Here is a 21,235-nt window from a genome sequence, read left to right on the forward strand (position 1 = left end):
AATAAAAAGTGCCTGTTATGTCATATATAGATGCCATTACTTTGGCAATGAAAGAAGAAATGGAACGAGATTCGAAAGTGTTTGTGCTCGGAGAGGATGTCGGGAAAAAAGGCGGAGTGTTTAAAGCGACAGCCGGACTTTATGAGCAATTTGGCGAGGCGCGTGTGATGGATGCACCGCTTGCTGAATCAGCGATCGCTGGTGTCGGCATTGGTGCTGCGATGTACGGCATGCGTCCAATTGCTGAAATGCAATTTGCCGACTTCATTATGCCAGCTATTAACCAGATTGTTTCTGAGGCAGCCAAAATTAGATACCGTTCAAATAACGATTGGACCTGTCCAATTGTCATTCGTGCGCCATATGGAGGCGGTGTCCATGGTGCGCTTTATCATTCCCAGTCGGTTGAAGCGATTTTTGCCAATCAGCCTGGTTTGAAAATCGTCATGCCATCCACACCTTATGATGTGAAGGGCTTATTAAAGGCGGCTGTACGTGATCCTGATCCTGTATTGTTCTTTGAACACAAACGTGCGTACAGATTGATTAAAGGTGAAGTGCCAGTGGAAGATTATGTCCTTCCAATTGGTAAAGCTGATGTCAAGCGTGAAGGAGATGACATCACCGTTATCACTTACGGTTTATGTGTGCATTTTGCACTTCAAGCCGCGGATCGACTTGCAAAGGATGGGATTTCAGCACACATATTAGATTTGAGAACAGTTTATCCTCTCGATCAGGAAGCGATCATTGAAGCTGCATCAAAAACAGGTAAGGTGCTTCTAGTAACAGAGGATACAAAAGAAGGAAGTATTATGAGTGAAGTAGCCGCAATCATCTCAGAGCATTGCTTATTTGATCTAGATGCACCAATTAAACGTTTAGCTGGACCTGAAATTCCAGCGATGCCTTATGCACCAGCAATGGAAAAATATTTCATGATGAATCCTGATAAGGTAGAAGCGGAAATGAGAAAGCTTGCCGCGTTTTAAGAAAGAGGAGGGTGTAAAGTGGCAATTGAACAAATGAAAATGCCTCAGTTAGGCGAAAGTGTAACAGAGGGAACAATTAGTAAATGGCTCGTCTCACCTGGTGATAAAGTAAATAAATACGATCCTATTGCAGAAGTCATGACAGATAAAGTCAATGCTGAAGTGCCATCCTCATTCACTGGCACAATCACCAATCTCACTGCAAATGAGGGTGACACACTTCAAGTAGGAGAAGTATTTTGTGAAATTGAGGTAGAAGGCACCTCACAAACTGATACGAAAAGCAAAACAACTCCGACAGTTCCAGAGAAGAAAGAGGAGCAAGTAGTAGCTGACAAAGAAACAGATCAAAGCCAAAAGAAACGTTACTCACCAGCCGTGCTTCGTTTAGCGGATGAACATGGAATCGATCTTTCTCTTGTAGAAGGAACTGGTGCAGGCGGTAGAATTACACGAAAAGACATGGTGAGCATCATTGAAAATGGTGGAGCTGTTCAAAAGCAACCAGAGCCAAAGGCTGAGACGAACACAAAAGCACACACACAAACACCGAGTACAGTGCCAGCATCAGCTTCAATTCACGCTTCTTTGCCAGGAGATGTGGAGGTGCCTATCACACCAATCCGCCAAGCCATCGCAACGAATATGCTGAAAAGTAAGCATGAAATTCCGCATGCATGGACGATGATGGAGGTTGATGTGACAAATCTTGTGACAAGAAGAAAGCAGCTAAAAGATCAGTTTAAGGCGAAAGAGGGCTTTAACCTCACGTTCTTTGCTTTCTTTGTCAAAGCTGTAGCACAGGCATTAAAGGAATTCCCACAAATGAACAGCATGTGGGCAGGCGATAAAATTATTCAAAAACAAGCGATTAACTTATCAATTGCCGTAGCAACTGATGATGCACTCTTTGTACCTGTCATTAAAAATGCTGATGAAAAAACGATTAAAGGTATTGCGAAAGAAATTCATGAGCTTGCAGGTAAAGTTCGCTCCGGTCAGCTGAAACAGAGTGATATGGAGGGCGGTACGTTCACAGTGAACAATACAGGCTCTTTCGGCTCTATTCAGTCTATGGGAATCATCAACCACCCACAAGCAGCCATTTTACAGGTGGAATCCATTGTTCAGCGTCCTGTTGTCATAGACGGCATGATCGCTGTTCGAGATATGGTGAACCTGTGCTTATCACTTGATCATAGAGTGTTAGATGGCGTCATTTGTGGCAGATTCCTTCAAAGAATTAAGCAAATTCTTGAAGAAATTGACGAGCGTACATCTGTCTATTAATGAATGAAATCCCCTTCCGAGTAGAGGGGGATTTCCTGCTACATCTATAAAGGAGGGAGAGGCAGGATGTCCGGACTTGATTTTTTTGTCTTTATTGCAATCGGTCTCATGTTTATAACGGCGATTGCTTTTGCCTTTCTTCGTTTTATTTCGAAAGGGAACAAGCATCCAGAAAAGCTTTTATGGTTACTCATCATTGTCGCTGTCATTCAAATCTTGTATTGCCTGCTCATATTAGGAGGCTTTAAAGGCGTTGCCAACAGTTTTCTAGGGCTATCATTGCTTGTTGGCTCATTGTTTGGTTATGCACTTGAATATGTATACAGACGCTATATCAAAAAAAAGCCTGAATCAAAATAATATTGAGAAGCACCTCCACTTTAAGACACGGTCTAATAAGTTGGAGGTGCTTGTTTTTGACGAAACAAGCAAGGTGGAGACAATGAATAAAGGCATGCCTCCAGTATACTACCGAATTCATGCCGTAGCCGCTGCCTCCAAAAGAATTTTATTATTCTGCTGGGACAATAAATGTTAAATGTTGTTTCAGTATGTTGAGATGGGCTGGTGCCTCCATATACACTTCACCATCTGTATCCACATCCATCTTCTCCTTTGTCACTATTTTGATATTGGATGCTTGTATAAGAGATAGATCGCCTTTGAAATCTTCTAATTCTTCTCGGTTCATTGAGAAAATCTCTTTTAAAGCGGAGAAGCTTGTATTTCTGCAAATGAGAATTTCAGCTTTTCCATCATCAATCGCCACATTCGGCAGATCAAGTTTGTTTGTTCCGATAAATTGGCCATTTAGAACAAGGACAATGACGGCTTCTTCTTCCCAATTTTCTTCCTCTGTTTCAATACGGACGAAAAAAGGCTCTGTTTGCTGGATCGTTCGTAAGGCACTCGTGAAGTAACTGATTTTTCCTAATACCGCTTTTTCTTTATCGTTAATATTATTAGAGGTTTCAGCAATTAGCCCAATTCCCCAGAAGTTTAAAATATATCGATCCCCAGCTTGTATAAGGTCAACTTTCTTTTCAGCACCGTCTACTATCGTTTGAGCCGCTTTTTGTATTTGCTGAGGGATGCCAAGTGTTCTTGAAAAGTCGTTACATGTCCCCCCTGGTAAGATCGCAATAGCCGGTCTTTTCGTTAAACCGCCAACGCCGTTTATACATTCATGAACAGTTCCATCTCCACCTAAAATAATTAACAGCTCAATGCTTTCATCCATTGATTTGCAAAAATGATAAGCATCTTCAGGTTGTTTCGTCGGTTTTAAAATGAGTTCATCAATATGTTGTGAGAGGAGAGGCACTGTCTGAACAAGAGTTTTTTCAATATTTTTTTGTCCTGCATTGCCATTATAGATGAACATTGCTTTCGAGAATTCTGCCATGATCGTATCCCCCTTACATCTTTTTATATCTCACTGTTCCCCTTTTTAACAGGACATAAACGATGGAAAGAAAAGTGTATAAAGAAAATGATTGTTCTGGAGGCAACCCATTTGCCGGAAGAGAGTTTCCTTGATATGATGGAGTTAAAATTGTTAAGTGTACTTAGAAGGAGTGATCCCATTTGAATATTGATTTTAATTTATTTATGAATGATATTGTGAAACAGGCTCGTGAAGAAATTCGACAAGCGGGTTATTCAGAACTCACAACAGCTGAAGAAGTAGATGAGGCATTATCAAAAAAAGGAACAGCTCTTGTCATGATCAACTCTGTATGTGGTTGTGCAGGTGGTATCGCAAGACCAGCTGCTGGCTATTCTGTTCATTATGATAAGCGTCCAGAACATTTGTTAACGGTCTTTGCTGGTCAAGATAAAGAAGCGACAGCAAGAGCACGAGAATATTTTGAAGGCTATCCGCCATCATCTCCATCATTCGCTCTATTAAAAGATGGAAAGATCATTAAAATGGTTGAGCGCCATGAAATTGAAGGGCATGAACCAATGGAAGTAGTCTCAAAACTTCAAACTGCTTTCGATGAGCATTGTGAAGAGATTTAAACACGTCTTTGTGATCATATGGCGATAAGAAGTCTGGCCTTTAGGTCGGGCTTCTTTTGTTCCATAAAATGGGATCTAGCAATTTTAGCAAAATACTATTGCATAACAAATAGAAAGTGTTTAAAATACACTATAGTGAATAAATATTCAAACAGAACAACATGATATTGATTTTAGGAGGCTTTTAACTTATGAAAAAGTGGTTATTACTGCTTATGACAGCTAGTCTAGCGGCTGCCTTAGCGGCTTGCGGAACTTCTTCAAATAATTCAAATGCATCAGGAGATGACAAAACACTTATCATGGCAACATCAGCAGACTATCCGCCATTTGAGTCAAAAGAAGGAGATAAAATTGTCGGCTTTGATGTTGATCTCGCAAAAGCACTTGCGAAAAAGAATGGGTATAAAGTAGAAGTGCAAGATATGGATTTCTCTAGTCTAGTCACAGCGCTTAAAACAAACAAAGCAGATATTGTTCTTGCAGGGATGACACCAACTGAAAAACGAAAAAAACAAGTAGACTTTTCTGATGTTTACTACAATGCAATCAACATGGTTGTTTCAACGAAAGATAGTGGCATTCAATCGGAAACAGACCTCAAAAACAAAACAGTTGGTGCGCAGCTAGGTTCTATCCAGCTTGATGATGCAAACGAACTGAAAGATAAGTACAACCTAACAGTCGAAGACCGTAATAAAATCTCTGACCTTGTGCAAGAGATCAAAGCTGGTCGTTTTGACGCAGCGATTATTGAAGACAAAGTAGCTGCTGGTTACTTAAAAGCAGAGAAAAATCTGCAAGCTTTTGATCTAAAGAACTCTGACAAAGGCTCAGCAATCGCATTCAAAAAAAATAGTGACTTAACAGCGAAATTTAATAAGTCTTTACAAGAAATGAAAAAGAACGGTGAGCTTGATCAATTGCTCGAAAAATGGTTCCCTAGTGAAGACAAATAAGTCTTTACAAGAGGTCAGCGTCGTTTGATAAATTCATGTAAGAAAAACGCTGAAAAGTTCAACTTGTGTTGAACTTTTTTCCTTTTTATTAAAACTTGCATCTCTAACGATTGCAAAAAGGAGATTTAAAAATGAACTTCACAAATGTCATTCCCCAAATGCCGTTTATACTGGAAGGATTAAAGGTAACACTCTCTATTGTGGTAGTGTCTCTTCTGATCGGTTTTCTTCTCGGCGTACTTTTAACACTATGTAAAATCAGTGTCTTTAAGCCGCTCATTTGGATTGCGGATTTTTATACATCTATTTTTAGAGGAACACCACTTGTCCTTCAATTGTTAATTATTTATTTTGGATTACCTCAATTATTAGGTTTTCAGATTGATCAATACTGGGCAGCAGTTGCTGCATTCTCATTAAACTCAGCTGCATATGTATCTGAAATTATTCGAGCAGGAATTAATGCGATTGATAAAGGACAGAAAGAGGCGGCAATCGCTCTTGGCGTTCCTTATAGTAAAATGATGAAGGACTTATTGCTTCCTCAAGCATTCAAAAACATTTCTCCAGCGCTAGTCAATGAAACAATTACATTAACGAAAGAATCTGCCATTGTAACAGTCATTGGTTTAGGAGATGTCATGAGACGAAGCTATCAAGTAGGGGCAACGACCTATAGTTATTTGGAACCGCTCATCTTTGCTGGTCTCATTTACTACGTCATCGTCCTCGTCTTAACATTTGTTGGCAAATCGGTGGAAAGGAAGTTAAAATCAAATGATTAAAATTGAGAAACTGACCAAATCGTTTGGAAAAAATGAAGTGCTAAAAGGAATTGATACAACAATCGAAGAGGGCGAAGTCGTAGCTGTTATTGGACCTTCTGGCTCTGGGAAATCGACGTTCCTACGCTGCATTAATTTATTGGAAAAGCCTTCATCTGGTATCGTTTCAATCAAAGATACCGAAATCACAAACCCAAAAACAAATGCATTGAAGGTACGTGAAAATATCGGAATGGTATTTCAGCATTTTCATTTATTTCCACATAAAACCGTTTTGGAAAACATTATTTATGCTCCGATGAACGTAAAGAAGCAATCAAAAGAAGAAAGTATTCAGCAGGCGGAGGCACTTTTAAAAAAGGTTGGCCTATTAGAGAAGAGAAATGATTACCCAAATCGTTTGTCTGGTGGACAAAAGCAACGGGTTGCGATTGCACGTGCACTAGCGATGAATCCAGAGATTATGCTCTTTGACGAGCCAACCTCTGCCCTTGATCCAGAAATGGTCAAAGAGGTATTAGAAGTTATGAAAGAACTTGCACAATCAGGAATGACCCTCATGATCGTCACGCATGAGATGGGCTTTGCAAAAGAAGTAGCAGACCGTGTCATCTTTATGGATGATGGGAAAATTGTGGAAGATGCGGTACCGAAGCAATTTTTTGAATCGCCATCATCGAAGCGTGCACAAGATTTTCTACAAAAAATATTATAAAGAAAAAAGGGAAGAAGACTTAACATCTTCTTCTTTTTTTGATTATAATGGGTATGTTAAAAAAAGTTCATCACTTCACAAAAAGTGGTGGAAACGAAATGGAAATGAGTGAAAAACAACATGTTTAAAATCGGCTATCGAACGCTGAAAACAGCACTTGGTACCACTATCGCCATTTATATTGCTCAGCTGCTTAGCTTGGAGAACTATTCAGCTGCCGGCATTATTACTATCCTTTGTATCCAAGTCACCAAAAAACGCTCACTTCAAGCATCAAGTGCACGTTTTGCAGCATGCAGCCTTGCCATTTTATTTTCTTACCTATTCTTCGATTTCATTGGTTATCATCCATTTGTCATAGGCTTGATGTTGCTTGTTTTTATTCCAACGACCGTTTTTCTTAAAATCAAAGAGGGTATTGTCACAAGTTCTGTTATCATTTTGCATTTATATATGTCAAATGGGATGACACTTGATTTGATTTGGAATGAGCTTTTGTTAATTACAATTGGCGTCGGTGTTGCACTTGTTATGAACTTGTACATGCCTAGCGTCGATAAAAAACTAAAACGGTACAGTGAACAAATTGAAGCAAATTTCGCAAAAATCTTTGAAGAAATTGAGCAATATTTAATCACTGGCAAACAAGACTGGACGGGAAGAGAAATACCAGAGACACACAAGTTGATCGCTGAAGCGAAGGCACTTGCATATCGCGATGTTGAAAATCACGTGTTACGTCATGAAAATGTGTATTATCATTATTTTAATATGAGACAAAAGCAATTTGAGATTATCGAGCGAGTGCTACCTAAAATTACGTCTATCTCTATCACAACAGAGCATGGGCAAATCATTGCAGAATACGTAAGAGATTTACGTAAGCATATTCATCCTGGCAATACGGCCCATAAGTTTTTACGAAGACTCATTGACATGAAAATAGAATTTGATGCACTCCCCCTTCCTGAGACGCGCGAAGAATTTGAAGCAAGGGCTGCACTTTTTCATTTCCTCGGTGAGATGGAGCAATATTTAGTCATTAAAAGCTATTTTAAAGGAATCAAAGAATAGTGACGCATGAGTTACTCCTTCATTGGTCAATCTAATGAAAAAGGAGGAGCTTATGCGTTTTTTTATTGTCATGATCTTATCAATGTCTCTTTCACCGATTTGGCCACTTGGTCAAAACCCGCTTCCTGGAGATCCATATATCATCATTAATAAGCAAACAAATGAGCTGGCATACATTCATCACGGCTCAATTCAAGCAGTCTATCCTGTCTCAACTGGCAAAACAACCGACCTCACACCCGAGGGAGAATTCTCAATCATTGTTAAAGCGAAGGACCCTTATTACAGGAGAAAAAATATTGAAGGCGGGGCAAAGAATAACCCGCTTGGACGAAGATGGATTGGATTTGATGCAAGAGGAACAGATGGAAGAACCTACGGGATTCATGGAACAAATGAAGAAACATCAATTGGGAAATACGTCACAGCCGGCTGCGTTCGATTGCACAATCAAGATGTAGAGCATCTATTTGATCAGATTCCCGTAGGTACAAAAGTGTGGATCACAAAGTCAAACGATTCATTTGCGAAGCTTGCGAAAGACAAGCAAGCGATCACCTCACAATAGCAGGCTTGCTTGACTTATAAAAACGTTGCAGCACCTGCTAAAAGTGATGAAATTAAAAGCAAGCTAATCATAAAAATAACCATAAATTTCATGAATTTCTGAGACATATCGCACCCCTATAAATCATTGATTAACACGCCAATGCGTACTTTCATTTATTTTATCTGGTTTTTTATGAATGGACAAGTGATCAAAAAAGGAAGTGAGCTCATATCGTGAATGAAATTGATCATATTGCAATTGCTGTAACATCCATTCAAGCGACAGTCAGACAGTTAGAGCGCCTTTTAGGCTGGTCCTTTTCTTCTGTTCAAGAGGTTCCAAATCAGGAGGTGAAAACTTCTTTTGCAAGAATAGGACAGGTCAAAATTGAACTGCTTGAACCGCTATCTGACCAAAGTAAGATTCAAACCTTTCTTGAAAAAAGAGGAGAAGGCTTACATCACATTGCACTAAAAACGATCAACCTCAACGAGCAGCTCTTACAATTAGGGCAAAAAGGTGTACAACTTTTACAGCAGACCCCAGAAGCTGGAGCGGAAGGAAAGCAAATTGCGTTTATCTCTCCACATGAAACATCAGGCGTTTTAATTGAATTGTGTGAACCGGTTGAAGAAAGGAGAAATGTACATGGAAGACTCGATTGAGTCATTAAAAAAGTGGCGGGAAAAGGCCATACAAGGCGGTGGAGAAAAACGTTTAAAGCGACAAGAAGCAAAGGGGAAGTTGTCCGCTCGAAAACGGATTGAACTACTCTTAGATGAGCAAAGCTTTATGGAAATCCAGTCATTTGCAGAAGGAGGTTCTTCAAATAAAGCGGGAGATGGTGTGATTATAGGAACAGGATGTATACATGGACAGCCTGTTTGTATCTATTCACAGGATGCTACCGTATATGGTGGTTCACTAGGAGAAATGCATGCTAAAAAAATTGTCCATTTAATGGACCTTTCAGCAAAAAACCAACTACCAGTCATCGGTCTAAAAGACTCAGGTGGTGCGAGGATTCAAGAGGGTGTGGTATCATTAGAAGGATACGGTCAGATTTTTAAACGAAACGTTCTTTACTCTGGTGTGATTCCGCAAATATCAGTCATTCTCGGCTCTTGTGCTGGCGGAGCGGTTTACTCTCCAGCATTGACGGATTTTGTGTTCATGACAGAGCAGACGGCACATATGTTTTTAACCGGTCCTAAAGTCATAGAAAAAGCAACTGGAGAACTGGTCTGCCCAGAGCAACTTGGCGGAGCCACTGTCCAGCATAGCTCAAGTGGCAATGTGCATTATACAGGAAAAAATGAGGCGGACGTGTTACAGGCAGTACGAACGCTTTTAACTTACATACCAAACAAACAAAGTCCTGTCTCTTTTGCGACAAAAATGAAGCAAGATACAGCCGAGGATCCTGCCGTTTTTTTGCCAAAAGATCAGGCAAGACCTTATGATGTGAAACACATTATTTCTGTCATAATGGACCCTGATTCATTCTTTGAAATGCAGCCCTGTTTTTCAAAAAATATTGTCATTGGATTTGCGAGATTACAAGGCTGTCCAATTGGGATTGTCGCAAATCAGCCGAAGGTGCTTGCAGGTAGCCTTGATCTTGATGCATCGGACAAAGCCGCAAGATTTATCCGTTTTTGCGATGCCTTTTGTATCCCTCTTTTAACACTAGTGGATGTGCCAGGTTTTTTACCTGGTGAAAAGGAAGAGCATGCCGGAATTATTCGTCACGGTGCCAAGCTGTTATATGCATATGCCGAAGCCACAATACCAAAAGTGACTGTCATTTTAAGAAAAGCATTTGGCGGCGCGTATGTTGCGATGAACAGCAAGGGACTTGGTGCAGATTTTGTGTATGCGTGGCCTACTGCTGAAATCGCTGTCATGGGGAAAAGGTTTGCAGACTCAATCGTGAAACATGGGAGCACTGAGTTGGATGATGAACCGAGTGTTTTAAAAGCCGCAAAAAAAGGAATCATTGATGACATCATTTCACCAGCTGAAACAAGGAGGCGGTTGATCCAATCATTTCAACTGCTTTGCAACAAACAGGAAGATAGACCGTTGAAAAAGCATGGCAACATGCCGCTATAAGAGGAGGATCATAAACATGGTCAATGAAAAACGTTTATTAGAAGAATTTTTGGAGCTTGTTCAAATCGATTCTGAAACAAAGCACGAAGAAAAGATTTCAAAGGTGTTGAAAGAGAAATTCACTGCTTTAGGCTTACACGTAGTAGAGGACGATTCTAAACAAATAACTGGTCATGGCGCAGGAAACCTCATATGTACGCTTGAAGGAAATACAGAAGCAGACACCATTTACTTCACGTCTCATATGGATACTGTTGTACCTGGAAATGGGGTCAAACCTGTTATAGAGAACGGTTATGTAAAAACCGATGGCACGACCATTCTTGGTGCAGATGATAAAACAGGTCTTGCAGCTATGTTTGAAGCCATCAAGGTGCTAAAGGAAAAAAATATCCGACATGGTCAAATTGAATTTGTCATCACAGCAGGAGAGGAGTCTGGACTTGTAGGTGCGAAGGCACTTGACCCTAAGCTGATGACTGCTAAATATGGCTACGCGCTCGATTCAGACGGTAAGGTAGGCACAATTATCGTCGCTGCACCGACTCAGGCGAAAGTCAAAGCAACGATTTATGGGAAAACAGCCCATGCAGGAGTAGCCCCAGAAAAAGGTGTCTCTGCTATTACTATTGCATCAAAAGCCATCGCAAAAATGCCGCTTGGACGTATTGATGAGGAAACAACCGCAAATATCGGACGTTTTGAAGGCGGAACACAAACAAATATCGTTTGCGATCAAGTGGATATTTTAGCGGAAGCACGTTCGTTAGAGCCTGAAAAAATGAAGGCACAAGTAACGAAAATGAAAGAAGCATTTGAACAAGCGGCTAAAGAAATGAGCGGAAGTGCCGATGTACAAATTGACATCATGTATCCAGGCTTCAAATTTTCTCATGGCGATCAAGTTGTTGAAATTGCGAAAAAGGCAGCAGCTAAAATTGGGCGCCCACCCGAATTGCAAACAAGCGGAGGCGGAAGCGATGCGAATGTCATCGCAGGTAACGGCGTTCCAACTGTAAACCTGGCTGTCGGATATGAAGACATTCATACCAAAAATGAAAAAATGCCGATTGAAGAATTAGTCAAAACAGCTGAAATGGTTCTCGCCATCATTGAAGAAACGACAAATCCATCGTAAAGGCAGGAGAAACAGTGAGCACACAAAAGATCATTATCTTCCAAGTAGGAAAAGAGGAATTCGGAATCAGTGTAGATCATATTCGTTCTATTGAAAAAGTACCTTATTTACAAGAGGTTTCTAACCTTCCAAAAGAAATCAAAGGGCTGATGTCTCTAAGAGGTGATGTTATTCCAATCAGTGATACAGGGATAATGCTTTACGGTCAGCCATTAGAAGTAAATGAGCAGTCAAAGATTCTTTTATTTGAACAAAACGAGCACTTAATTGGTTGCCTTGTCTCAGATGCAAAGGATATCATTGATATTCATCAAGATGACATCAAACCATTCCATATGAATACAAAAGCATCGGAATATTTCTTTGGTGTTGTTGAAAGAGAGAATAAGATGATTTTACAAGTCGATCCTGTTAAATTTCTCGGGAAAATCGATGATCTAGATAAACTGCCGGGTTTAATTAAAGAAGAAATGGCATAGAGGAAATCCCCCTGACGATATCATCAGGGGGATTTTTTTAATCAGTAGCGGCTTCTGATTGCTCACTTGCTGTCTGTTTTACTTTAGCCTTTTGGTACATCACATTTAAAATGATCGTTTGAATTGTGAGTAAAAATCCACTTGTCATCCAGTATAAAGGAAGTGCCGCAGGTGCATTAATAGAGAGAAATAACATCATCACTGGAAAAATCATTCCCATGATTTTTGCTTGTTTCAATGCGGCTTCTGATTGCCCACCTGTTTGTTGGGCGAATCTTTGCGTGACATAGAATTGCAGAAAATACATAGCGCATGCACAAATGGCGACCAGCAAATCTGCTTGACCAAGGTTAAACCATAAAAAAGAATGGGTGGCAATCTCAGGTGTCGAGCGAATGGCTGAATAGAAACCAAGGACAATCGGTATTTGGATCAGCATTGGCAGGCAGCCCATCGCAAGCGGATTGACATTGTTCTCTTTATATACTTGCATCATTTCAAGTTGTAATTCTTTTTGTTTTTCAGGCTCTTTGATTTTTTTCATTTTACTTTGAATTTGGTCAATTTTTGGTTTGATCAGTGCCATCTTTTCCTGCATCACTTTTTGCTTCTTAAATTGATTGGCGAATAAAGGGAATATAAGAATACGCACGATCAGTGTCACAAACATAATGGATAATCCATAATCCTCGTGAAAAAAATTCGCAAGCCAAATGATCAGCTCTGAGAAAGGCTGAACAAAATAATGATGGAAAAATCCATCCGAACTCGTACTAGATTGTCCACTTGCTGCTAAAGCAGGATGGACCATCATCAACATAAACAACGTAAAACATGTAGTAAATAAACGTTTCAATTCGTTTCCTCCTTCAAAATAGAAAGTCTAATGTGAAAGAAGGAACGAATGGTCTTCGTCATCATTTGATGATCTTTTCATTCGAATGATCTTACTAATCCAAGTTGTAATGCGGTCATATATAATAAACAGAAAGTCAGTTCGATTAAGTGTAGACGCGTTCGTTTCATTTAGGCGATTTGCATCCCAATGCTCTTTTATACGGCAATCTTTTAATAAAAATGCAATACCGATTGCCGTAAGCGCTGGTAGAATAATCGTGAAAAATTCAACAAGGAAAAATAGCTCATTGAACGTGTCGAGAATCATGAATATCACATCCATTTCATTACCCACAGTGTACTATACACAATATGAAATGTCTATTGGGACCATATATCTTCACCTCAATCACCCATATTGATAGCATTTGTTTTATTGATAGGAATATTCATCCAAACTTAACATTTATTTACTTATAATGGAATAGAGGAAAAGAAATGGAGGTTTTAAATATGACAAGTATTTACCCTAAGTTTCGAGCAGCTGCGGTACAAGCAGCACCCATCTATTTAAATTTGGAAGCAACGGTCGAGAAATCATGCAAACTCATTGGTGAGGCAGCCTCAAATGGAGCAAAGCTTGTGGCATTTCCAGAAGCCTTTCTGCCAGGTTATCCTTGGTTCGCTTTTATTGGTCATCCAGAATATACAAGAAAGTTTTATCATGAACTGTACAAAAATGCAGTTGAAATTCCTAGCTTAGCGATTCAGAAAATAAGTGAGGCAGCGAAAAGAAACGAAACTTACGTTTGTATATCATGTAGTGAAAAAGATGGTGGCTCTCTCTATTTAGCTCAGCTTTGGTTTAACCCAAATGGAGATTTAATAGGGAAGCATCGAAAAATGAGAGCTTCTGTAGCTGAAAGGCTGATTTGGGGTGATGGAAGCGGAAGTATGATGCCAGTTTTCAAAACAGAAATTGGCAATCTTGGTGGATTGATGTGCTGGGAGCATCAAGTGCCACTAGATCTTTTGGCAATGAACGCCCAAAATGAGCAGGTGCATGTCGCATCCTGGCCAGGCTATTTTGATGATGAAATCTCAAGCAGATATTATGCCATCGCTACACAGACATTTGTTCTGATGACATCATCTATATATACTGAGGAAATGAAAGAAATGATCTGCTTATCACAGGAGCAAAGAGATTACTTTGATACATTTAAAAGTGGGCATACATGCATTTATGGTCCAGATGGAGAACCGATCAGCGACATGATTCCTCCAGAAACTGAAGGAATTGCTTATGCTGATATTGATGTGGAGAGAGTCATTGATTTCAAATATTATATTGATCCGGCTGGTCACTATTCAAATCAAAGTTTGAGCATGAATTTTAATCAACAGCCTACACCAGTTGTTAAAAACATACATCCGAGTAAAAATGAAGTGCTGACATACGAGGATATTCAATATCAATTTGGAGTCCTTGAGGAAAAAGTATAAATAGATTTGAGGAGCCTTCTCTTTTATAGAGGAGGCTTTTTGAGGAAAGGTGAGTCAAATAAAGGTATAATGGAGCATAGAAGGTTATGTGTAAATGGTTGATTCATTTGGAGCAAACAAAAAGAATGAGTGTATGACATACTTAGACACGGAAATGAGGTGATGCCAATGTCAAATATTATCTTTCATATAGACATGAATGCCTTTTATGCCAATGTCGAAATGGCTTATGATCCCTCATTACGGGGAAAACCAGTAGCGATTAGTGGAAATGCCAAAGAGCGAAAAGGAATTGTTGTGACTTGCAGCTATGAAGCAAGAGCATTGGGGGTTAAACCGCCTATGCCGCTTTGGGAAGCAAAGCGACTTTGTCCAAACCTGATTGTAAGAACACCAAACTTTGATCGGTATCGCAGCTCATCACAAGAGATGTTTGCGTTATTAAGACAATATACTGATTTAGTCGAACCAGTCTCAATTGATGAAGGCTATATGGATATAACATCTACGCCCTATGCAATGAATGCTGTTAAGACAGCAGAGGAAATTCAGTCTCGTCTTGTTGAAGAACTGATGCTTCCGTCAAGTATAGGCATTGCGCCAAATAAATTTTTAGCCAAAATGGCTTCTAATTGGAAAAAACCTATGGGAATCACCATTTTACGAAAGCGGGATGTGCCGAACATGCTATGGCCGCTCCCAGCAGGAGACATGCACGGAGTCGGCAAAAAAACAGCAGAAAAGCTTCAGACAATCGACATACAAACCATTGAAGATTTAGCAAAGGCAAATGAGTTTGAGCTGAAAGAGCTTTTGGGTATAAATGGGCCAAGGCTAAAACATAAGGCAAACGGTGAGCATCATAGCCAGGTAGATCCAGATCGTATATACGAATTTAAATCGGTGGGCAACTCTTCAACACTTCCTCACGACTCTGATGATGAACAAGAACTAACAGCACTGCTTGACAAGCTTGCTCAATCTGTCAGCATTAGATTGAGAAGAAAAGAAGTCGTGGCAAACCGATTATTGATGATGATTCGCTACGCCGATTGGAAAAACATCACGAGAAGTATGATGCTAACGAATCCGACCGATCAAAAAGAAGAGATATATGAGCAGGCGAAGCAATTATTTTTAAAGCACTGGAATGAAAAGCCTGTGAGATTGCTTGGTATTACTGGAGCAGACCTTGTTGAAAAAAAAGAAGCGGTCAAACAGTTGGATTTGTTTTCTTATATCGAAGATGCGAAAGAAGAGCCAATCCAATCCCTTTTAGACGGATTAAAAGAAAAGTACGGTAAATCTATTATTCAGCGTGGTATTCCAGTCAAGGAAAAGGAAAGTAAAACTAGCGGAACAAGCTTTAATAAGGATTTTTTTCAAACGAAAAAGGAAAATGACTAGCCTGAAAACTTGATAAAAGAGGGGATGTTGTGGTAATTTCAGAGTGTACATCATTTCAGCAGTAATTAATAAAGCGTGTTAGAAGGGACGTCAGAAATATGTCAAAACAACAAATCGGTGTCATTGGATTAGCCGTCATGGGTAAAAACCTTGCCCTAAATATTGAAAGTCGCGGTTTTTCCGTTTCCGTTTTTAACAGATCTAGCAGCAAAACAGAGGAGTTTCTTCAAGAGTCAAAAGGAAAGAATGTTGTCGGGGCATACAGCATTGAAGAATTCGTACAGTCACTTGAAACACCGCGTAAAATTCTTCTTATGGTAAAAGCTGGTGCTGCAACAGATGCAACCATTCAATCACTTCTCCCTCATTTAGAAAAGGGCGATATTTTAATTGATGGTGGAAATACATATTACAAGGATACACAAAGAAGAAACCAGGAGCTTGCCGAAAGTGGTATCCATTTCATCGGAACTGGTGTATCTGGTGGAGAAGAAGGTGCACTAAAAGGACCATCTATCATGCCTGGTGGTCAAAAAGAGGCGCACGAGCTTGTGAAGCCGATCTTAGAAGCCATCTCTGCGAAAGTGGATGGCGAGTCTTGTACAACATATATCGGACCAGATGGTGCTGGACACTATGTAAAAATGGTTCACAACGGCATTGAATATGGGGATATGCAGCTTATTTCTGAGTCTTACTTTATTTTGAAGCACGTTGTAGGACTTTCTGCTGAGGAGCTTCATGAAGTCTTTTCAGAATGGAATAAAGGTGAGCTTGATAGTTACTTAATCGAAATCACTGCAGATATCTTCACAAAAATGGATGAAGAGACAAATCAACCACTAGTTGATGTCATTTTAGATAAAGCAGGTCAAAAAGGAACAGGTAAATGGACAAGCCAAAGTTCACTTGATTTAGGCGTCCCACTGCCAATCATTACTGAGTCTGTGTTTGCTCGTTTTATTTCTGCAATGAAGGATGAGCGTGTAGAAGCAAGCAAACTCATTAAAGGGCCGGAATTAAAACAATCAACTGAGGAAAAACAAGTATTAATCGAAGCTGTGAGAAAAGCATTGTTTATGAGTAAAATTTGCTCATATGCACAAGGCTTTGCCCAAATGAAAGCAGCGTCTGAAGAGTACAACTGGGATTTAAAATATGGTGAAATTGCAATGATCTTCCGTGGCGGATGTATCATTCGTGCAGCATTCCTGCAACAGATCAAAGAAGCTTATGATCGAAATCCTGAGCTTAAAAACTTATTGCTTGATCCATATTTCAAAGATATTGTGGAAAGCTATCAATCATCACTTCGTAAAGTGATCGCTCTAGCGATTGAACAAGGTGTACCAGTACCATCTTTCTCAAGTGCCCTTGCATACTTTGATAGCTATCGTACAGCTGTACTTCCAGCTAACCTTATCCAAGCACAACGTGACTACTTCGGTGCACATACGTATGAACGTACTGACAAAGAAGGCGTCTTCCATACAGAATGGATGAAATAAACAGTAAACCCTAAAAAACCTTACCTCCTGTAAGGTTTTTTTGTTTGTGATATTTTATGGTCATTTAACATACTTTTTGTCTGTGAAATCATTGGCTAAAATAAATATAGAATGGAAACCTTGTTTTCAAGCTGAAAAAGAATAAATCATGTGATAAAAGCAGCGTAAATATTAAAAAATCGCTGTTTCTTTATTTAAAAATACATACATTTATAATTAAATGTCTAGACATTTAAAACCAAACGTATATAATATTATTTGAAAGCGCTTAATTAAATATTTTAGAGGTGAGAGAAATGAAACGTATTTTGTTGGCTTGTAGTTCAGGGATGTCTACTAGTTTGCTAGTGACGAAAATGAAAGCACATGCAGAATCAATAGGGGAAGAAGCTGAGATTTGGGCAGTAGGTCAGGATCAAGCACGTAAGGATATGGCGAATGCAGATGTTGTTCTCATTGGGCCACAAATGAGCTTTTTAAAAGGGGAACTTCAAAAAGAAGCACAAAAATATGGCATTCAAGTAGATGTGATTAATATGCAGGCTTATGGACTTGCCGATGGTCAAAAGGCATATGAACAAGCGGTTCAATTGATGGGGGAATCTTGATGGAAAAGAAAGCGCTTCAAGAGTTGACAGATGAACAGATAAGCTTTCAACTGATTTTGCATAGTGGAAATGCAAGAAGTAAGATCATTCAATCACTCAAGGTATTCAGGGAGCATCAAACGGAAGAAGCATTTGAACTGTTTAAGCAAGCAGAAGATGATTTAAGTCTTGCGCATGGGATTCATTTTCAGATGATTCAGAAGGAAGCGGGCGGAGAAAAAACAGCTTTTTCTTTACTGCTCATGCATGCTGAGGATCACTTAATGTCAACAATGACGATGAAAGAGCTTGTGGGAGAGCTTTTACTGATTTTTCAAGCAATGAAACAATAAAGGGTGTAAACAAGGGGGGAAACCAATGTTTGATAAAATAAGTGCAATTTTAATTCCGATTGCTGGTAAATTAAATAACAATCGCTATCTTGGTGTGCTGCGTGATGCATTTATGCTCGCATTTCCACTGACCATCTTTGGTTCAATTATGGTTGTATTGATGAATTTGCCATTCTTAAATAAAATCATGAGTCAGTCTGCACTTGAGACATTTCAATCGGCACTTAGTATTGCGCCAAGTGCAACGATAAGCATTATGACGGTTTTTGTTGTCTTTGGGATCGGTTATTATTTATCAAAAAGCTATGAGGTAGAAGCTGTATTTGGCGGTGTCATTGCACTTGCATCATTTTTATTACTGACGCCATTTTTACTGGAACAAGAAGGAGGGCAAGCAATTGCTGGCGTGATTCCAGTTGATCGTTTAGGTGCAAAAGGAATGTTTCTCGGGATGATTACTGCCTTCACATCAGCTGAAATATATAAATATTTCGTAAAGCGAAAATTTGTCATCAGTATGCCAGCTGGCGTGCCACCTGCTGTTTCTAAATCCTTTGCAGCACTTATTCCTGCAACATTAACACTGACGACCTTTTTGCTAATCAATATCTTGATCACACAAGTGTTTAACACAAATATGCATGATTTGATATACAATGCAATTCAAGCGCCACTTGTAGGACTTGGGAGCGGCATTATTCCAACGCTCGTTGCCGTCTTCTTTATCCAGATTCTTTGGTTCTTTGGGTTACACGGACAAATCATTATCAACTCTGTCATGGACCCGATTTGGAACACCCTCTCCATTCAAAACCTTGAAAGCTATACAAAGACAGGAGAGGTGCCAAATATTATTAGTAAGCAGTTCATTGAAGTATACACTGTTGGAATGGGTGGTACTGGAATGACACTCGCTGTTGTATTTGCGATCTTACTATTTCTTCGCAGTAAGCAGTTAAAGCAAGTAGCAAAGTTAGGACTTGGTCCAGGTCTATTTAACGTCAATGAGCCGATTATTTTCGGTTTGCCGATTGTGATGAACCCATTAATTCTAATCCCATGGATATTAGCGCCGATGATCGTCACATGTGTTTCTTATTTTGCGATGGCAGCAGGAATAGTACCACCGCCTACCGGTGTTAACATCCCATGGACAGTACCGATCTTTATAAGTGGTATTATGGCGACCAACTCGCTAGCAGGTGGACTCTTGCAGCTCTTCAACTTGATGATTGTCTTTGTCATCTGGTTCCCATTCCTCAAATTTATTGACAGAATGTACGTGAAAAATGAAAAAGTAGCAGGAGCAGAAAAGAAAAAGTCTGCCAAAATTCAAGGAGAAGGAGATTCAATCAATGTCGACGGAAACTAGCAACATAAACTACCAATTCCCAGATGAATTCTGGTGGGGATCTTCTGCATCTGCCACACAAACGGAAGGGATGATTCCTGGTGATGGAAAAGGGAGAAATATTTGGGACTATTGGTTTGAACAAGAACCAACTCGCTTTTTTCATGGCGTAGGCCCTGGAGAAACGTCCCAATTTTATCAAAAATATAAAGAAGATATTCGTTTAATGAAAGAAATTGGTCACAATTCTTTTAGATTATCAATCTCTTGGTCAAGGCTAATACCAGAGGGGAGAGGAGCGGTCAATGAGCAGGCTGTTCAGTTCTACAATGATGTAATTAATGAACTGCTTGCACACGACATTGAACCGTTTGTGAATCTATATCACTTTGATATGCCGATGAAACTACAAGAAATCGGTGGATGGACGAACAGACAGGTTGTCGAAGATTACGTCGTATATGCCAACACCTGTTTCAAATTGTTTGGAGATCGAGTGAAAAAGTGGTTTACACATAATGAACCTATTGTGCCAGTAGAAGGCGGTTATCTGTATAGCTTTCACTATCCAAATGAGGTTGATTTTCAAAAGGCTGTCCAGGTAGGCTTTCATGAAATTCTTTCAAATGCAATGGCAATCAAGGCCTATAGACAGTTAAAGCAGGAGGGACAGATCGGCATCATTTTAAATTTGACTCCGTCCTATCCAAGAAGTCAACATCCACAAGATTTAGAAGCTGCTGAGATTGCAGATGTTTTCTTTAACCGATCATTCTTAGACCCTGCTGTGAATGGAGAATTTCCGCAAAAACTTATTGATATCTTAAATAAGGAAGGATATATGCCAGAAATAGAAGATGGTGATTTAGATCTCATCAAAGAAAACACTGTCGATTTATTAGGGATCAATTATTATCAACCTAGAAGGGTGAAAGCAAAGGAACATCTTCCACATCCAAACACACCATTTATGCCTGATCATTATTTCGATAATTTTGAGATGCCAGGTCGAAAAATGAATGTATATCGCGGTTGGGAAATATATGAGAAAGGCATCTACGATATTTTAAAGAAGGTTCAAACCGACTATGGAAATATTGAATGCTTTATTTCTGAAAATGGTATGGGTGTAGAAGGTGAAGAACGTTTTATGGATGAAGAAGGAGTCATTCATGACGATTACCGAATTGAATTTATTTCAGACCATTTAAAGTGGGTTCATCGAGCGATTCAAGAGGGAAGTCAAGTGAAAGGCTATCATTTATGGACATTTATGGATAATTGGTCTTGGACGAATGCTTATAAAAACCGATATGGCTTTGTTTCTGTCAATCTTAGTGAAAATGGAAAAAGAACCATCAAAAAGAGCGGTCATTGGTTTAAACAAGTTTCAAAGTCAAACGGGTTTTAATTGTCTATACTTGCTCTTCTTCTTACGAAGAGCAAGTATTTTTCTTATGTCATCATAGAAGAGGGATGGGGAAAACGTTTCAGGTGATTGATGAGATTGTGTTTAGTTATACAGAAATTGAAGGATTGCATGAAGTGTCTCAGGCGCCTAGAT

The 21,235-nt window shown here is 39.5% G+C and carries 24 protein-coding genes; 20 read left to right on the forward strand and 4 right to left on the reverse strand.

What is annotated here, in order from left to right:
• Positions 1-8 precede the first annotated feature (8 nt).
• From ACQKEZ_RS03375 to ACQKEZ_RS03385, 3 genes are all read left to right on the forward strand, one after another.
• Positions 9-992 carry an alpha-ketoacid dehydrogenase subunit beta gene (locus tag ACQKEZ_RS03375; RefSeq protein ID WP_427298791.1) on the forward strand — a complete coding sequence of 328 codons (984 nt, stop codon included), beginning with the start codon at positions 9-11 and terminating at the stop codon, positions 990-992.
• 18 nt (positions 993-1,010) lie between these two features.
• Positions 1,011-2,282, forward strand: a complete 1,272-nt coding sequence (locus tag ACQKEZ_RS03380; protein ID WP_427298793.1) for a dihydrolipoamide acetyltransferase family protein — start codon at positions 1,011-1,013, stop codon at positions 2,280-2,282.
• Between the two features lie 66 nt (positions 2,283-2,348).
• Positions 2,349-2,642 carry a YesK family protein gene (locus ACQKEZ_RS03385; protein WP_427298795.1) on the forward strand — a complete coding sequence of 98 codons (294 nt, stop codon included), beginning with the start codon at positions 2,349-2,351 and terminating at the stop codon, positions 2,640-2,642.
• 151 nt (positions 2,643-2,793) lie between these two features.
• Here ACQKEZ_RS03385 and ACQKEZ_RS03390 read toward each other — a convergent pair whose 3' ends face one another.
• Complete coding sequence (locus ACQKEZ_RS03390) at positions 2,794-3,687, reverse strand: YegS/Rv2252/BmrU family lipid kinase (RefSeq protein ID WP_427298797.1); 894 nt, start codon at positions 3,685-3,687, stop codon at positions 2,794-2,796.
• A 182-nt stretch (positions 3,688-3,869) separates the two neighbouring features.
• Between ACQKEZ_RS03390 and ACQKEZ_RS03395 the strand changes: the two genes are divergently transcribed.
• From ACQKEZ_RS03395 to ACQKEZ_RS03420, 6 genes are all read left to right on the forward strand, one after another.
• On the forward strand, positions 3,870-4,307 hold the full coding sequence (locus tag ACQKEZ_RS03395; RefSeq protein WP_427298799.1) for a BrxA/BrxB family bacilliredoxin: 438 nt from the start codon (positions 3,870-3,872) through the stop codon (positions 4,305-4,307).
• 191 nt (positions 4,308-4,498) lie between these two features.
• On the forward strand, positions 4,499-5,266 hold the full coding sequence (locus ACQKEZ_RS03400; RefSeq protein ID WP_427298801.1) for a transporter substrate-binding domain-containing protein: 768 nt from the start codon (positions 4,499-4,501) through the stop codon (positions 5,264-5,266).
• 131 nt (positions 5,267-5,397) lie between these two features.
• The gene (locus ACQKEZ_RS03405) at positions 5,398-6,051 is read left to right on the forward strand and encodes an amino acid ABC transporter permease (RefSeq protein WP_427298803.1); all 654 of its coding nucleotides are present in this window, start codon (positions 5,398-5,400) and stop codon (positions 6,049-6,051) included.
• The gene (locus ACQKEZ_RS03410) at positions 6,044-6,766 is read left to right on the forward strand and encodes an amino acid ABC transporter ATP-binding protein (protein ID WP_427298805.1); all 723 of its coding nucleotides are present in this window, start codon (positions 6,044-6,046) and stop codon (positions 6,764-6,766) included. The genes ACQKEZ_RS03405 and ACQKEZ_RS03410 overlap by 8 nt, the downstream gene beginning before the upstream one ends.
• A gap of 120 nt (positions 6,767-6,886) precedes the next feature.
• Positions 6,887-7,840 (forward strand): aromatic acid exporter family protein, encoded by a 954-nt coding sequence (locus ACQKEZ_RS03415; RefSeq protein WP_427298807.1) that lies wholly within the window; start codon positions 6,887-6,889, stop codon positions 7,838-7,840.
• A 52-nt stretch (positions 7,841-7,892) separates the two neighbouring features.
• The gene (locus ACQKEZ_RS03420) at positions 7,893-8,408 is read left to right on the forward strand and encodes a L,D-transpeptidase (protein WP_427298808.1); all 516 of its coding nucleotides are present in this window, start codon (positions 7,893-7,895) and stop codon (positions 8,406-8,408) included.
• 14 nt (positions 8,409-8,422) lie between these two features.
• Here the strand turns inward: ACQKEZ_RS03420 and prli42 are convergent, their stop codons facing one another.
• Positions 8,423-8,515, reverse strand: coding sequence for a stressosome-associated protein Prli42 (prli42, locus tag ACQKEZ_RS03425; RefSeq protein ID WP_427298810.1), 93 nt, complete (start codon positions 8,513-8,515; stop codon positions 8,423-8,425).
• Positions 8,516-8,623: 108 nt separating this feature from the next.
• On the opposite strand from prli42, the gene mce reads away from it, so the two are divergent.
• Genes mce through ACQKEZ_RS03445 form a run of 4 tightly spaced genes read left to right on the forward strand, consistent with a single transcriptional unit; the run spans position 8,624 to position 12,122 of the window.
• Positions 8,624-9,055, forward strand: a complete 432-nt coding sequence (gene mce / locus ACQKEZ_RS03430) for a methylmalonyl-CoA epimerase (protein WP_427298812.1) — start codon at positions 8,624-8,626, stop codon at positions 9,053-9,055.
• The gene (locus ACQKEZ_RS03435; RefSeq protein ID WP_427298814.1) at positions 9,033-10,505 is read left to right on the forward strand and encodes an acyl-CoA carboxylase subunit beta; all 1,473 of its coding nucleotides are present in this window, start codon (positions 9,033-9,035) and stop codon (positions 10,503-10,505) included. Before mce ends, ACQKEZ_RS03435 begins: the two co-directional genes overlap by 23 nt.
• 16 nt (positions 10,506-10,521) lie before the next feature.
• Positions 10,522-11,643, forward strand: a complete 1,122-nt coding sequence (locus ACQKEZ_RS03440) for a M20/M25/M40 family metallo-hydrolase (RefSeq protein WP_427298816.1) — start codon at positions 10,522-10,524, stop codon at positions 11,641-11,643.
• Positions 11,644-11,657: 14 nt separating this feature from the next.
• Complete coding sequence (locus ACQKEZ_RS03445) at positions 11,658-12,122, forward strand: chemotaxis protein CheW (RefSeq protein WP_427298818.1); 465 nt, start codon at positions 11,658-11,660, stop codon at positions 12,120-12,122.
• Between the two features lie 37 nt (positions 12,123-12,159).
• Here ACQKEZ_RS03445 and ACQKEZ_RS03450 read toward each other — a convergent pair whose 3' ends face one another.
• Together ACQKEZ_RS03450 and ACQKEZ_RS03455 are read right to left on the reverse strand one after the other, a co-directional pair.
• Positions 12,160-12,978, reverse strand: coding sequence for a membrane protein insertase YidC (locus ACQKEZ_RS03450; protein WP_427298820.1), 819 nt, complete (start codon positions 12,976-12,978; stop codon positions 12,160-12,162).
• Positions 12,979-13,005: 27 nt separating this feature from the next.
• Complete coding sequence (locus ACQKEZ_RS03455; RefSeq protein ID WP_427298822.1) at positions 13,006-13,287, reverse strand: hypothetical protein; 282 nt, start codon at positions 13,285-13,287, stop codon at positions 13,006-13,008.
• Between the two features lie 185 nt (positions 13,288-13,472).
• Between ACQKEZ_RS03455 and ACQKEZ_RS03460 the strand changes: the two genes are divergently transcribed.
• The 7 genes from ACQKEZ_RS03460 (at position 13,473) to ACQKEZ_RS03490 (ending at position 21,082) form a co-directional block, all read left to right on the forward strand.
• On the forward strand, positions 13,473-14,465 hold the full coding sequence (locus ACQKEZ_RS03460) for a carbon-nitrogen hydrolase family protein (protein ID WP_427298824.1): 993 nt from the start codon (positions 13,473-13,475) through the stop codon (positions 14,463-14,465).
• A gap of 162 nt (positions 14,466-14,627) precedes the next feature.
• Positions 14,628-15,872 carry a DNA polymerase IV gene (locus tag ACQKEZ_RS03465; RefSeq protein WP_427298826.1) on the forward strand — a complete coding sequence of 415 codons (1,245 nt, stop codon included), beginning with the start codon at positions 14,628-14,630 and terminating at the stop codon, positions 15,870-15,872.
• 98 nt (positions 15,873-15,970) lie between these two features.
• Positions 15,971-17,380 (forward strand): NADP-dependent phosphogluconate dehydrogenase, encoded by a 1,410-nt coding sequence (gene gndA / locus ACQKEZ_RS03470; protein ID WP_427298828.1) that lies wholly within the window; start codon positions 15,971-15,973, stop codon positions 17,378-17,380.
• 296 nt (positions 17,381-17,676) lie between these two features.
• A complete protein-coding gene (locus tag ACQKEZ_RS03475) occupies positions 17,677-17,988 on the forward strand; it encodes a PTS sugar transporter subunit IIB (RefSeq protein ID WP_427298830.1) in 312 nt (103 codons plus the stop codon).
• Positions 17,988-18,320 carry a PTS lactose/cellobiose transporter subunit IIA gene (locus ACQKEZ_RS03480; RefSeq protein WP_427298832.1) on the forward strand — a complete coding sequence of 111 codons (333 nt, stop codon included), beginning with the start codon at positions 17,988-17,990 and terminating at the stop codon, positions 18,318-18,320. The genes ACQKEZ_RS03475 and ACQKEZ_RS03480 overlap by 1 nt, the downstream gene beginning before the upstream one ends.
• A gap of 25 nt (positions 18,321-18,345) precedes the next feature.
• The gene (celB, locus tag ACQKEZ_RS03485) at positions 18,346-19,692 is read left to right on the forward strand and encodes a PTS cellobiose transporter subunit IIC (RefSeq protein ID WP_427298834.1); all 1,347 of its coding nucleotides are present in this window, start codon (positions 18,346-18,348) and stop codon (positions 19,690-19,692) included.
• Positions 19,676-21,082, forward strand: coding sequence for a glycoside hydrolase family 1 protein (locus ACQKEZ_RS03490; RefSeq protein WP_427298836.1), 1,407 nt, complete (start codon positions 19,676-19,678; stop codon positions 21,080-21,082). Before celB ends, ACQKEZ_RS03490 begins: the two co-directional genes overlap by 17 nt.
• Positions 21,083-21,235: the final 153 nt, after the last annotated feature.

Origin of the sequence: Bacillus sp. NPDC077027, assembly GCF_050269555.1 — a bacterium.
Classification (GTDB): domain Bacteria; phylum Bacillota; class Bacilli; order Bacillales; family Bacillaceae; genus Bacillus.

Excerpts from the sequence above, each read along its gene's own strand:
- ACQKEZ_RS03385 (WP_427298795.1), top strand. The coding sequence starts at position 2,349 with ATGTCCGGACTTGATTTTTTTGTCTTTATTGCAATCGGTCTCATGTTT.
- ACQKEZ_RS03390 (WP_427298797.1), bottom strand. The coding sequence starts at position 3,687 with ATGGCAGAATTCTCGAAAGCAATGTTCATCTATAATGGCAATGCAGGA.
- ACQKEZ_RS03400 (WP_427298801.1), top strand. The coding sequence starts at position 4,499 with ATGAAAAAGTGGTTATTACTGCTTATGACAGCTAGTCTAGCGGCTGCC.
- ACQKEZ_RS03405 (WP_427298803.1), top strand. The coding sequence starts at position 5,398 with ATGAACTTCACAAATGTCATTCCCCAAATGCCGTTTATACTGGAAGGA.
- ACQKEZ_RS03410 (WP_427298805.1), top strand. The coding sequence starts at position 6,044 with ATGATTAAAATTGAGAAACTGACCAAATCGTTTGGAAAAAATGAAGTG.
- ACQKEZ_RS03415 (WP_427298807.1), top strand. The coding sequence starts at position 6,887 with ATGTTTAAAATCGGCTATCGAACGCTGAAAACAGCACTTGGTACCACT.
- ACQKEZ_RS03420 (WP_427298808.1), top strand. The coding sequence starts at position 7,893 with ATGCGTTTTTTTATTGTCATGATCTTATCAATGTCTCTTTCACCGATT.
- prli42 (WP_427298810.1), bottom strand. The coding sequence starts at position 8,515 with ATGTCTCAGAAATTCATGAAATTTATGGTTATTTTTATGATTAGCTTG.
- ACQKEZ_RS03435 (WP_427298814.1), top strand. The coding sequence starts at position 9,033 with ATGTACATGGAAGACTCGATTGAGTCATTAAAAAAGTGGCGGGAAAAG.
- ACQKEZ_RS03440 (WP_427298816.1), top strand. The coding sequence starts at position 10,522 with ATGGTCAATGAAAAACGTTTATTAGAAGAATTTTTGGAGCTTGTTCAA.
- ACQKEZ_RS03455 (WP_427298822.1), bottom strand. The coding sequence starts at position 13,287 with ATGATTCTCGACACGTTCAATGAGCTATTTTTCCTTGTTGAATTTTTC.
- ACQKEZ_RS03460 (WP_427298824.1), top strand. The coding sequence starts at position 13,473 with ATGACAAGTATTTACCCTAAGTTTCGAGCAGCTGCGGTACAAGCAGCA.
- ACQKEZ_RS03465 (WP_427298826.1), top strand. The coding sequence starts at position 14,628 with ATGCCAATGTCAAATATTATCTTTCATATAGACATGAATGCCTTTTAT.
- gndA (WP_427298828.1), top strand. The coding sequence starts at position 15,971 with ATGTCAAAACAACAAATCGGTGTCATTGGATTAGCCGTCATGGGTAAA.
- ACQKEZ_RS03475 (WP_427298830.1), top strand. The coding sequence starts at position 17,677 with ATGAAACGTATTTTGTTGGCTTGTAGTTCAGGGATGTCTACTAGTTTG.
- ACQKEZ_RS03480 (WP_427298832.1), top strand. The coding sequence starts at position 17,988 with ATGGAAAAGAAAGCGCTTCAAGAGTTGACAGATGAACAGATAAGCTTT.
- celB (WP_427298834.1), top strand. The coding sequence starts at position 18,346 with ATGTTTGATAAAATAAGTGCAATTTTAATTCCGATTGCTGGTAAATTA.
- ACQKEZ_RS03490 (WP_427298836.1), top strand. The coding sequence starts at position 19,676 with ATGTCGACGGAAACTAGCAACATAAACTACCAATTCCCAGATGAATTC.